At 70.8% G+C, this 11865-nt stretch carries 10 protein-coding genes and 2 pseudogenes; 6 read left to right on the forward strand and 6 right to left on the reverse strand.

Features of this window, described 5'->3' with window-relative positions; all coding sequences use genetic code 11:
* Positions 1-87: 87 nt before the first annotated feature.
* Together ABZU25_RS21205 and ABZU25_RS21210 are read right to left on the reverse strand one after the other, a co-directional pair.
* Positions 88-726 (reverse strand): annotated as a pseudogene (locus ABZU25_RS21205) (toprim domain-containing protein); the annotation flags it as partial.
* A 6-nt stretch (positions 727-732) separates the two neighbouring features.
* Positions 733-2989, reverse strand: a pseudogene (locus tag ABZU25_RS21210) (ATP-binding protein); the annotation flags it as partial.
* Between the two features lie 79 nt (positions 2990-3068).
* On the opposite strand from ABZU25_RS21210, the gene ABZU25_RS21215 reads away from it, so the two are divergent.
* The 3 genes from ABZU25_RS21215 to ABZU25_RS21225 all read left to right on the forward strand — a co-directional run bounded on the left by ABZU25_RS21215 (position 3069) and on the right by ABZU25_RS21225 (position 6194).
* Positions 3069-3767 (forward strand): hypothetical protein, encoded by a 699-nt coding sequence (locus ABZU25_RS21215; RefSeq protein ID WP_355031076.1) that lies wholly within the window; start codon positions 3069-3071, stop codon positions 3765-3767.
* Positions 3768-3973: 206 nt separating this feature from the next.
* Positions 3974-5230 carry a hypothetical protein gene (locus tag ABZU25_RS21220; protein WP_355031077.1) on the forward strand — a complete coding sequence of 419 codons (1257 nt, stop codon included), beginning with the start codon at positions 3974-3976 and terminating at the stop codon, positions 5228-5230.
* Positions 5231-5330: 100 nt separating this feature from the next.
* Positions 5331-6194, forward strand: coding sequence for an alpha/beta fold hydrolase (locus ABZU25_RS21225; RefSeq protein ID WP_355031078.1), 864 nt, complete (start codon positions 5331-5333; stop codon positions 6192-6194).
* A gap of 24 nt (positions 6195-6218) precedes the next feature.
* Here the strand turns inward: ABZU25_RS21225 and ABZU25_RS21230 are convergent, their stop codons facing one another.
* On the reverse strand, positions 6219-6389 hold the full coding sequence (locus ABZU25_RS21230) for a hypothetical protein (protein ID WP_158629581.1): 171 nt from the start codon (positions 6387-6389) through the stop codon (positions 6219-6221).
* A 196-nt stretch (positions 6390-6585) separates the two neighbouring features.
* Between ABZU25_RS21230 and ABZU25_RS21235 the strand changes: the two genes are divergently transcribed.
* Positions 6586-7215: a hypothetical protein gene (locus tag ABZU25_RS21235; protein ID WP_355031079.1), complete on the forward strand. Its 630-nt coding sequence runs from the start codon at positions 6586-6588 to the stop codon at positions 7213-7215.
* Between the two features lie 201 nt (positions 7216-7416).
* Positions 7417-7788 (forward strand): hypothetical protein, encoded by a 372-nt coding sequence (locus tag ABZU25_RS21240; RefSeq protein ID WP_355031080.1) that lies wholly within the window; start codon positions 7417-7419, stop codon positions 7786-7788.
* 15 nt (positions 7789-7803) lie between these two features.
* On the opposite strand, the gene ABZU25_RS21245 is transcribed toward ABZU25_RS21240, so the two are convergent.
* Positions 7804-8715, reverse strand: coding sequence for a DUF72 domain-containing protein (locus tag ABZU25_RS21245; RefSeq protein ID WP_355031081.1), 912 nt, complete (start codon positions 8713-8715; stop codon positions 7804-7806).
* Between the two features lie 135 nt (positions 8716-8850).
* On the opposite strand from ABZU25_RS21245, the gene ABZU25_RS21250 reads away from it, so the two are divergent.
* Positions 8851-9354, forward strand: a complete 504-nt coding sequence (locus ABZU25_RS21250) for a DinB family protein (RefSeq protein WP_355031082.1) — start codon at positions 8851-8853, stop codon at positions 9352-9354.
* Between the two features lie 20 nt (positions 9355-9374).
* On the opposite strand, the gene ABZU25_RS21255 is transcribed toward ABZU25_RS21250, so the two are convergent.
* Together ABZU25_RS21255 and ABZU25_RS21260 are read right to left on the reverse strand one after the other, a co-directional pair.
* The gene (locus ABZU25_RS21255; protein WP_355031083.1) at positions 9375-11438 is read right to left on the reverse strand and encodes a glycogen debranching N-terminal domain-containing protein; all 2064 of its coding nucleotides are present in this window, start codon (positions 11436-11438) and stop codon (positions 9375-9377) included.
* Positions 11435-11842 (reverse strand): SCP2 sterol-binding domain-containing protein, encoded by a 408-nt coding sequence (locus ABZU25_RS21260; RefSeq protein ID WP_355031084.1) that lies wholly within the window; start codon positions 11840-11842, stop codon positions 11435-11437. Before ABZU25_RS21260 ends, ABZU25_RS21255 begins: the two co-directional genes overlap by 4 nt.
* Positions 11843-11865: the final 23 nt, after the last annotated feature.

Consider the following 11865-nt stretch of genomic DNA (forward strand, 5'->3'; position numbering starts at 1 on the left):
CGGGCGCTCATGCCGTTGCTTCGCTTCGCTGCGCAACGGCATGAGGCACCATGGCGCTGTATCGAAAATTCGCTCGCTGTCGCTCGCTCATGCGTCGATCGCGTCTCGGTCGACCCGGTCGGCCGAGTCGATCAACCAGTTGCGGCGCGGCTCGACCTTCTCGCCCATCAGCAGTTCGAGGATGCGTTCGGCGGCGTCGACGTCGTCGAGGGTGATCCGTCGGACGGCCCGGGTGGCCGGGTTCATCGTGGTGTCCCACAACTCGTCGGCGTCCATCTCACCGAGACCCTTGAATCGTGGGATGGGCGTGACGATCTGCTTGCCGGCCTTTTCCAGTTTGCGGACCGTCGTCTCCATCTCGGCCTGCGTGTAGGTGTAGACGGTCTGCGGGTTGCGCCCCTTGGTGGTGATCTTGTGGAGGGGCGGCATTGCGGCATAGAGCCGACCGGCCTCGATCAACGGGCGCATGTACCGGGCGAAGAGGGTGATCAGCAGCGTACGGATGTGGGCGCCGTCCACGTCGGCGTCGGCCATGATCAGCACTCGGCCGTAGCGCAGCGACGCAAGGTCGAACGTACGTCCCGAGCCGGCCCCGAGAACCTGGACGATCGCGGCGCACTCGGCATTGTCCAGAACCTGCTGGAGGTTGGCCTTCTGCACGTTGAGGATCTTGCCCCGGATCGGCAGCAACGCCTGGTATTCCGAGGTCCGCGCGACCCGTGCGCTGTTGTGGACGAACACGCCAGCCTCAAGGGCGAAATTGTGGTACCCGTCCACGGTCAGGTCGTACACGTCGGCCGTCTCGTTCAACGCCTCCACTGACACAACGCGATGATTGACGAATGACGCGGCGTCCCGAAGCCGGCCGTAGTCACCGTCATAGAGCGCCAGAAGTCGGTCGAACCGGAGCCCGGTGCGGGCGGTGCGCATCCGTTCGGCGTTGTAGGCGGCGGCTAGTGCCGCGCTGTCCCTGCCCTGGCGCAGATTCCACCCGTCGGCGACGTAGTGGGTGTAGACCCACTCGTCCCGGTCGTTCATCCAGACCTGCTCGTAGCCCTGGAAATTGTGCCCCTCGGCCTTGCTGGACAGTCGCCGGTAGAGGGGCATCAGGGAGTCGCCCGGTGCCAGGGCATCGGCTCGGCGGTAGGAGCCGTCGCGCAGCCGGAACTGGTGATCGGGAGTGCACCGCACGGATTCACCGCTGTCAAGCGTCACTCGCACCAGCGGCGCATCGGACTTGGTGAGCCGAGGTTCAACGAGCGGGGCGACCACCACGCGGCCCGCCTTGTTGGTGGTGTATCCGAAGTGGCTGACCCCTCGCTGCCAGTCGGCGGCCAGGTCGGCGAAGGATCGACTCTCCCCGGAGGCCAACGCGACCCTCGTTTCCCCGGTGAAGCAGCCGAGGGCGCTGTCGCCCTCCACGATGAACAGCTCGCTGCGGTCGACGCCTGTCGCGCGGCAGTCGACAAGCTTCGGCGGCATGGACGCGCCCTCCAGGGCGGTCTTGCGCCGGGCGGCGTCCTTCTGCTGCTTCTGGGTGAGCCGCACCCGGGCCGCGTCGACGATCTTCTGGAGGACGGTACGCGCCTCGGCCTTGGTGCGCCGGTCCTCTATCCAGGCCTTGACGTGCGCGTCGACCAGGCCCTGGAGCACCTTCGTGATGCCGGGGGTGGAGAGCTCGTCCTTGGTCTGCGAGGTGAACTGCGGCTCGGGGATCCGCACGTGCACCACCGCGGTCATCCCCTCCAGGACGTCGTCCAGAGTGGGCGGTTCCTCCTTGGCCTTGAGCAGACCGCGGGTGTTGCGGATCGCGTCGGCGAGGGCGCGGACGAGAGCCCGCTCGAAGCCCTTGCGGTGGGTGCCGCCGTGCGCGTTGCGGATGGTGTTGGTGAAGCACTCGACGGTGCGCTCGTAGCCGGTGCCCCACCGGAACGCCACCTCGACCTCGGCACGCCGTTGCACGTTGGACTGCATGACACCGTTGGCGTCGGCGGCGTTCTCCCGGTAGGTCCCCTCCCCGTTGACGAGCAGGGTGCCGGAGACCGGCCGGTCGCCGGCCGGGGCGAGGAACTCCACCATGTCGCTGAGCCCGTTGGGGTAGTGGAACCGCTCCTCGGCGGGCGCCTCGCCGGTCAGGTCACGCAGCAGGTAGGTCACGCCGGGAACCAGGAAGGCGGTGTTGCGCAGCTTGGTGCGGACCGCGTCGACGTCAAGTGCGGCGCCGGTCTCGAAGTAGCGGGCGTCGTGCCACCAGCGGATCGAGGTGCCGGTGCGCTGCCCGCGTTTCATCGCGCCGATGACCTGGAGCCCGGGGCCTGCGGTGAAGGGCGCGGTCGGCCCTTCGCCGTCGAAGAGGCCCGGGACGCCGTGCCGGAAGGACATCGCGTGCACCTTGCCGGCCCGGCGGACTGTCACGTCGAACCGGTGGGACAGCGCGTTGACGGCCGAGGCGCCGACGCCGTGCAGGCCGCCGGAGGTCTTGTAGCCGGAGCCGCCGAACTTGCCGCCGGCGTGCAGGCGGGTGAGCACCAGTTCGACGCCGGAGATGCCGGATTTGGCGTGCACGTCGGTGGGGATGCCCCGGCCGTCGTCGTCGACCTGCACCGAGCCGTCGGCGTGCAGGATCACCTCGACGGTGCTGGCGTGACCGGCGACACCCTCGTCGGTGGAGTTGTCGAGGATCTCGTTGACGAGGTGACCCACGCCACGGCTGTCGGTGGAACCGATGTACATGCCGGGCCGCTTGCGGACAGCGTCCAGCCCCTCAAGGTGAGTGAGGTCATCGGCCCCGTACAGGGTGTCAGGCTCTGCGGTCAACTGGTCGTACTCCCCGGTCTCGGCGGTGTGCAGCCGGTCACCGGCGACATCAGCCGGCGTGGCGCGCCGCAGCGAGCCTAGCCCGAGGCTAGGACAACTGTCGGAGGGCCCGCGCGACCCGCCGCGCGTGAGCCCCCGGACGTGAGCCAACAAACAGCCCATCAGTGATCACGGGACCACGCACCGGCACCGCCGTCGGTACGCTCTCATGATCGCGGCAGGTCGAGGGCATTCGTCGGGAGCAGACCGGGATGGACGAGACGACACGCGACGCCCTGCGACGCTCCCTCGGCACCCGTGCCCGGCGGTGGCTGCTCGTGGGCACCCTGCTGGCGGGTGTGCTGTGCGCGGTGGCGCTGGTGGCGGCGGCGGCTCCCGCCGACCGGACGTTCGCCGCGCTCTCGGAGACGGTCCAGAGCCTGATGTCGGTCGTGACGCCGCTCTTCGGCATCCTGCTGGTGCGTGACCTGCGCCGGGCGCCCGGCTCCGCCCGGGTCCTGCCCAGCGTCCTCGCGGTGGGGTTGCCGGCCGTGGTCATCGGTGTCGTCGGGGTGCTGATCTGCGCGGCGACGCTGGCGTTCACCCCGGCCGAGGTCGCCGACGAGCCGGGGCGGCACGCCGGCACGGTCGCGGTGGGCAGCGTGCTGGTGCAGGTCGTCGCCGGCCTGGTCGGCACCGGGCTGGGGCTGCTGCTGCGGTCGACAGTGGTCGCGTTCCTCGCCACCATCGTCCTGCCGTTGGGCCTGTTCGGGTTGCTGGGCGCCGTGGACGCCCTCCGTCCGGCGCAGCCGTGGCTCACCCCGTTCGGCAGTGTCCGCAACCTGCTCTCGGGGGACATGACCGGGCTGCGGTGGGCGCAGTGGTTGTGCGTACTGCTGCTCTGGGGTGTCGGTCTGAACGTCGTCGGCGCTGCCGCGCTGAAGCGCGGCGGCGGCCCGAGCGGCAGGTAGCTCCGCGCGCCACCCGGCGAAGGTTGGCGTGGTCGACGACCACTGTCATCCGGGAGAGCGGGTCCGCCTCGGCGAGGTGCACGGTACGCCTACGCGTGCATGTCTTTCATCGAACGATTCTGTTACGGGCCATTGACGCCCGTTGCTGAGGGGTGATCTGATCGCGCTCTCAGAGAATCTTTCATCTTTCGATGGATGGGGGCCCCATGCCCAGGTTCCGCCGTACCGCGCTCGCCGCGGGACTAACGATCGCCATGGCCGCGCTGTCGACCGCCGTCGCGCTGCCCGCACCCGCCTCCGCCGCGCTGCCCACCGCCGCGGTGGCACTCGGGGACAGCTTCATCAGCGGCGAGGGCGCCGGGGCGTACACCCCGGTGGTCGACGTCAACGGCGTCGCCCAGGGCTTCCCCGGCTGGACGGCCGCGAACAACAACGCGTACTTCTGCCACCGGTCGGCCAACGCCTCGCTCAACCAGGCCAGCCTGCCGGGCATCCAGAACCGGTTCAACCTGGCCTGCTCCGGTGGCCAGCCGCACGACATCGCCAACGCCTCGCAGGCGCGGACAAACGGTCGTACCGTGGCCGCGCAGCTCGACCAGCTCCGCGCCGTCGCGCAGACCCAGGACATCGACCTGGTGCTGATCGGCCTGGGTTCCAACAACAGCTCGTTCACCTTCGGCAGCGTGGCGGAGAAGTGCGCCAACCGGTTCATCGCCGACGCGTGGACCGGCTGGTGGGAGTTCTGGGCGTACCTGAACGGCCCGGTCGAGCAGAAGCCGTGCAGCGACGCCGACCTGGCCACCGCCGCGCAGCTCAGCGCCGCGACAGCGGAGACCACCGCCGCCGTCCGCCAGGTGCTGACCACACTGGACCAGATCGACCCGGACGGGCAGCACCGGGTGGTGTTCCAGGACTACACGAACCCGCTGCCGCTGGACCTGAACCCGCAGTTCCACGAGGAGGACAGCCGGGACGACACCCGGGACAAGTTCCGTGACCTCGGTGCCGAGCGGTACGCGGCGGGCTGCCCCATCCACCGGGCCAGCCTGGCGCCGGGCCACCGCTTCTCGCAGGGCCTGGGCGCCATCGTGAAGTCCACCCGGGACACCCTGGCCGCCGAGTTCCCCGCCGACGACCTGGTGTACCTGAACGTGCAGCAGGCCTTCAACGGCGCCCGGCTCTGCGAGCAGACGAGCAGCCCGACGGGCGCGCTGGCCACTCCGATCCGGCTTCAGGACGGCGCGAGCGGCACCTTCGTCACCAGCCTCGCCGGCAAGGACAAGATCGCCATCCAGCGGATCGCCAACACCTGCGTCAGCTACTTCCAGACCTGCCAGGAGTCGTGGCACCCGAACGCCACCGGGCACCAGGTGCTCGGCCAGTGCCTGAGCGGGGCGGCCTCCACCAGCGCCCGGTCGGTGGCCTGCGTCCGCGCCGGCAACGGGACGATCTCCGTCTCCTGACCGCGTCGCCACCCGGAGGGCTCCGCCACGGCGGGGCCCTCCGTCGCGTCCGAGCACCGTCGGCTACCCGCCGGTAACGCCGGGGCCGTAGGCTGGGCCGGTGGACGGAGACCCGGGGTACGCGCAGGAGTTCGTCGACGTCGACGGCGCTCGGTTGGGTGTGCAGGTCTACCCGGAGCCGGCCGGCACGACGGGTGCGCCGGTGGTCGTGATCTGGCCCGCGATGGGTGTGCGGGCCCGCTACTACCGCCCCTTCGCGGCCGAGCTACGCGCCGCCGGGCTGGCCGTGGTCGTCGCCGACCTGCGCGGAAACGGGGCGAGCACCCCGACGCCGAGTCGGGACGACCGCTACGGCTACGCCGAGTTGGCCGACGACGTCGGCGCCGTGCTGGCCGCGCTCAAGCCCCGGCTGGACGGGCGTAACCGGCTGCTGGTCGGGCACTCGCTCGGTGGTCAGGCCGCGCTGCTGCACCTCGCCCTGCACGGCGCCGACGAGGTGGACGCGTTGGCGCTGATCGCGGTCGGCATCCCGTACTGGCGAAGCTATCCGGGCCTGCGCGGCGTCGGCCTGCTGCCGTACACCCAGGGGATCGCCGCCACCGCGGCAGTGCTCGGGGTCTGGCCGGGCTGGGGCTTCGGCGGCCGGCAGGCGCGCGGCGTGATCCGCGACTGGGCGTACACCGCGCGGACCGGCCGTTTTCCCCTGCTGAACGGCACGGACACCGAGGCGGCGGTACGCGCGGTGCGCACACCGGTGCTGGCGGTCAGTGTGGACGACGACCAGTACACCCCGCACGAGGCCATGGACGACCTCTGCGCGAAGCTCGTCGCCGCCCCGCTCACCCGCGAGCGCTACACGGCGGCGCAGGCCGGCGCGGCTCTGGACCACTTCACCTGGGTCCGCGCGAGCACTCCGCTGGCGCGGCGGATCGCCGGTTTCGCCGGCGACCTGCCGCCCCGCTGAGCCGCGCCGGACCGTCCGGGCGGCTCACTCGTCCTGGTCCAGCGGCACCAGCTCGCCGTCGCGCTCGACCTGGATCTCCGCGTGCTCCTTGCGTGGCGCGACCTCAGCGGTGTTCCGGTGTGGGTCGTTGTCCGGGTGCATGAGCACCGCGTCGGTCTTGGGGGTCTTCTCCCGACTCTCGTCCGGCTGCGACATCCCGTTCCCCTCTCCGTCAGCGTCGCTCGGGATCTACCCGCCACCGCGCGGACGACTCCTGCCGGCGGCGACGGGTCCCGTCGAAACCCGCACGTCCCGGTCGTACCGGTGCGGCGCGGATCAGCCGCCGAGCGACGGGGTTAGCCGCCCGGGCGGCGGGTAAGCCGCAGCGCCCAACACGGCGGAAGGGGATCACATGTCCGAACGGCATACCGCACTGCGCTCGATGCACGATCTGGGCCTCGCGGCCTGGTTCGGCGGCTCCCTCATGGGTGCCTTCGGCGTCAACGGCGCAGCCGCGAAGATCAGCGACTCGACCCAGCGACTCTCGGTCGCGTCGGCGGGATGGTCCAAATGGACCCCGGTCAACGCCGCCGCCATCGGCGCGCACCTGGCCGGCGCGGTCGGCGAACTGGTGACCGAGAGCCCACGCGTGGCAGCTCAGTCCGGGGTCGGCCGGACCAGCGCCATCAAGACGGCGTTGACGATCGGCGCGCTCGCCGTGACCGGCTACAGCCGGTTGATCGGCATGCGCCTGGAGAAGGCCGGCGCCTCACCGGTCAGCGGAACCACCGAGCCGAACCACCAGACCCCGGCCAGCGTGGCCTCCTCGCAGCGGCAGATGAAGCTGCTCCAGTGGGCCATCCCGGCGCTGACCGGGACCCTGGTCGTGGTCACCGCGTACATGAGTGAGCAGCAGAAGCCCGGCCAGGTGTTCAAGGGGATTCTCGGCCGGGGCAGCGGCATGAAGAGCGTCTCGAAGAGCATGATCAAGATGGCCGGCATGAGCAACAGCAAGCGGCCGATGGCGATGGCCGGACGCTGAACGCCGAGCCGGCCGGCGTCCCGCCGCCCTCTCGACGGCGGGGCGCCGGCCGGCCCTGCGCGCGCACCGGCGCGACGACGGGACCCGTGCACGCAGCGGCGTGCCGGTGACCTGTCGTGCGACGCGCTCGGGCGGGCAGTCCCGGCCCGAGGACACGGCACATCGTCCGCCGGTAGCGGCGGACCGACGAGCGGGGTGGCCATGACGGCGCACAAGGGACGCAGTGGCGACAACGACCGGCAGGAGCCGGAGGCGACCAAGCCGTGGGGCACCGGCGACGGCTTCGACGCCGACGCGCCCTGGGGCGCGGACGAGGACTCGCCGATGGACGAGGGCAGCGAGGAGACCGCGGTGCCCGAAGGACGGCGTGGCGAACGGCGCGCGGGCGCCCCGGCGAGCCGTTCGGACCCGGCGGGACGACACGGCTTCGGCTCGGTCGAGCCGACCCGCACGACGATGGCCGGACCGGGCGCCCCACCGGACCCGGCACCCAGCGGCCGGAGCTTTCCCGACGACGCGGACATCGGCGAGTCGACCCAGGACGCCCTACGCAGCCGGGGACGGCGGTCCTGATACCACCACGGACGGTCAGCCGGTCGACGCGGCCGGCACCGTCCGATCGGCGATCATCATCTCGGCGAGCAGTTGCGCCAGCCGGGTGGCGTCGCGCTGGGCCTGCCCGGCACAGCAGTTGTTGAACAGCACGTGCAGGTCGTCGGCCTCGGTGGCCAGCTCGGCCAACAGGCCGGCCCAGTGCCGAAGCTCGTCCTCGGCGTACGCGTACCGGAACTTGTCCTGCTTGTCGCCCTCGCCCCAGGCGTCGCTGTGACCGTGGAACCGGACGATCGCCGGCTCCGCCGTCATGGTCAGGATCGGGGGCACCGACGACGGGTGCCCCTGTGGCATGTCGACGCAGACCATGGACAGGTCGTGCGCGCGCAGCAGGTCCAGCGTCTCCGACGCGGCCGGACCGTCGAACCAGGAGCCGTGCCGCAGCTCCACCCCGACCCGCCACGGCCGGCAGCGCTGCGCCAGCTCGACGATCCGGCGTTCGGCCGCGGCACTTCGTACCAGCCATGGTGGGAACTGCAACAGCACCGCACCCAGCTTGCCGGCCGCCGCGATCGGGTCGAGGGCCGCGCGGAACCGGGTCCACAACTCGTCGTACGCCTCCGGCGGCAGGTCACGGCGGCGGATCCGGCTCGGGCCGCCGGCCGGCCGCAGGTCCCGGGGTAGCGCGGCGACCGGCGTCGGATGACCGGTGAAGAGACTGAACGCCTTGATGTCGAAGGTGAAGTCGTCCGGTGTGGCGTCGACCCAGCCCAGCGTGGTCTCCGGGACGGGAACCGCGTAGTAGGACGTGTCCACCTCGACCAGCGGGAACCGGCTGGCGTAGAAGCCGAGCCGGCGGGCCGGCGTGTTGGCCGAGCGTGGATACCACCCGGAGCGCAGCAACGACTGGTCGGCCCAGGACGACGTGCCCACCTTAATCACACCCATGTCATTCAGTGGACCGCCACGGACGCGGATCGGCAACCGCTGGGGACTCGTTTGTCGCACGTCGTGTCCGACACCGAGAGTGTCGGTGCGTCGTCCTAGGGTGGCACCGAGTGGACATCGATGAAGGGTGGCGGCATGACAAGCACGGAGCAGCTCACCGGTGAGCGGGCCGACCTACTGCAGACGCTTCGCCGGCACCGGGGTTTCCTCCTGCAGACGGTGGACGGGCTCACCGACGAGCAGGCGGCCACCCGCTCCACGGCCAGCGAGCTGAGCCTCGGCGGCCTGGTCAAGCACGTGGCCGGCGTCGAGCACCGGTGGATGCTCTTCGCGGTGGGCGGAGCGGAGGCGATGCAGCGCGAGGAGATCGACTGGGTCGGTCAGTTCCGGATGGCGCCGGGCGAGACCCTCACCGGTCTGGTCGAGCGGTTCCAGGAGGTGGCCGACCAGACCGACGCGCTCATCGCCACTCTCGACCTGGATTCGGCGCACCCGCTGCCGCAGGCGCCCTGGTTCGAGCCGGGGGCGAGTTGGACGGTCCGCCGGGTGTTGCTGCACCTGATCGCCGAGACGTCCCAGCACGCCGGGCACGCCGACATTCTGCGGGAGTCGATCGACGGCGCGAAGACGATGGGCTGACCGCGCCGTTCCTCAGCCGCTCAACGCAGGCGTGGGCCGGGTCGGTGCGCCGTGGTCCGGTCCCTGGCGTAGGCGTCGGAGCGACCCCACCGACCCGGGATGTCGAGCAGTTCCAGTCGACCGAATCCCTCGGGCACTGCCGGGTTGACCAGCAGGTTGTCGCCGGTGGGTCGCAGCCCCAGCATGGTGCCCAGCAGCATCAGCAGCGCCCCCGACGACCACGCCTGCGGGCGAGCGGCCGCCGGCAACTGGACGGGATACTTCGTCAGACGGCGATCGTGGCCGGCAATCATCTCCGGCACGGCCCCACCGAGGGTCTGCGCCAGGTCGAAGATGCCGGCCGCGATCGTGGCCGCCTGCGCGTCGAAGCGGTAGCGGCGCAGCCCGGCGGCGATCAGGGCGTTGTCCGCCGGCCACACCGCGCCCAGATGTGAGCCCATCGGGTTGTACGGGCGCTGCCCGGTGGCGAAGGTACGCACCCCCCAACCGCCGAACAACCGCGACCCGACCAGGTGCTCGGCGACGGCTCCGGCGCGGTCGTCAGTGACGATCCCGCTCCACAGCAGGTGCCCCATGTTGGACGCCAGCGCGTCGACCGGCTCGCCGTACGGGTCGAGCGCCAACGCGTAGTACTCCTGGTGTGGCAGCCAGAAGTCCCGGTTGAAGCGCTCCTTGAGCGCCGCGGCCTCCCGCTCCAGCCGGTCGGCGTACACGGGGTCGCCCCAGAACTCCCGGGCCAGCCGGGCGCCGCGCCTCTTCGCGTCGTACGCGTAGCCCTGCAACTCACAGGTGGCACGGGGAAAGGCCGGTTGCTGGCCGCGCGCACTGGTGATCGCGTCCGGCGTGTCCTTCCAACACTGGTTGATCGCGCCGTTGCGCTCGTTGCGGCGTTGGTAGCGCACGTAACCGTCCCCGGTCAGGTCGCCGTACTCGTCGATCCAGTCCAACGCCATGCGGGCCGGGTGGCGCAGCTCGCGCACCAGGTCCGCGTCACCGGACCAGCGCTCGTACTCGTCGAGCAGAACCACGAAGAGCGGGGTGGTGTCCGCCGAGCCGTAGTACAACGCGTCCGCCCGGTCGCCGAACGCTCCGGACTCGCCGTAGCGGAGGTGGGCCAGGATCTTTCCTGGCTCCTCGTCCAGGTCGTCGTCGAGCTGAGCGCCCTGCATGAACGCCAGCATCCGCAGCGTCGCGGGGGCCAGCTCGGGGGTGAACGCCATCGTCTGCAGGCAGGTGATGAGGCTGTGCCGTCCGCACAACCACATCGACCACGGCAGACCTGCGATCGGCACCCGGTCGGGGGACGACCACGGCTTGTACCGCAGTGCCGCCAGGTCGGCCAGGGCGCCCCGGTACATCTCCTCCAGTCCGTCGCGTTCGGCGGTCAGCGTCGGGGCCTGGTCCATCCAGTTCGCCAGGTCCTCGCGCATCCCCACCCGCACGGCCCGCTGGTGCGACTCCAGGGAGTCGCGTACGTCCTGGCCTCCTTCGCCGCCCATGGTCATGGCGATGTGCAGGTCGGTCTCCCACTTGCCCTCCGAGGCGACCCGAATCCGGAACGTCATTCCCTCCTCGTCCACCTCGACCGGAACGGTGCTCCGCACGGTGGTCTGGCGGACGAACCGCTCCCGCTGGTAGCGCAGCACGAGCTGGCGGTTGGCCGAGTCCGGGGTGACCTCGACGACCCGCTGACGGAGGTGTCCGATCTCGGCGATGTCGGTGAAGTCGCTGCCCATCTCCACTCGTACGGTGAACTCGGCCGGCTCTGCGGAGTGGTTGAGCAGTGTGATCTTCTCGTGCAGACAGTCGTGGATCGAGCGGTGCCGGGTGATCGACACGTCGGCGTCGACGTAGTGGCTCGCCGCGCCGGGGACCAGGAAGAACCGGGTCTCGAAGTAGGTCATGTCGTCACGGGACAGCGCGTTGATCCGTTCGCCGTCGATCTTGAGCACCCAGTGCGACAGGAAACGGGTGTCGTACGCGAAGAGACCGACCGGGGTCTGCGCGTCGGCCTCGATGTCGCCCTGGGCGTCGCTTATCGCGAACACGTTGCCGGCGATCACGTGCAGCAGTTCCTGCTTCACGACTGACCCTCCCGAGCGGCAGTTGCGCTCCGGCCCGCCAGGGCGGCCCGACCCAGCTCCCGAGGATGGCGGGCGCCGGCCGGCCCCGCGAAGATTCGCCGCAGCACCATCAGCAGGTGCATGTCGCCCTGCATGGTCAGCTCGTTGCGCAGCATCGCCGCGCCGGGATGCAGCTCACCGGTGACCATCCGGTCGAACACCCGGCGATCCGCGCGGACCACCAGATCGGCGTCGTCAGCCGACCGGGTCACCTGGACGTGCTGGTCGCGGACGGTCAGATACCAGTGCTCGGTGCAACCGTCGCTGCGCGCGTCCAGCCGCAGCGTGCCCGCTGTGGTCTCCGGCAGGTTGGGGAGGCGACCGGCGTCCAACTGTCGCAGGTACTGCTCTGCCCTCGCGCCCATCAGGTCCCCTCCCCCACGGTTCT

Origin of the sequence: Micromonospora sp. NPDC005215 (assembly GCF_040607915.1) — a bacterium.
Taxonomy (GTDB): domain Bacteria; phylum Actinomycetota; class Actinomycetes; order Mycobacteriales; family Micromonosporaceae; genus Micromonospora.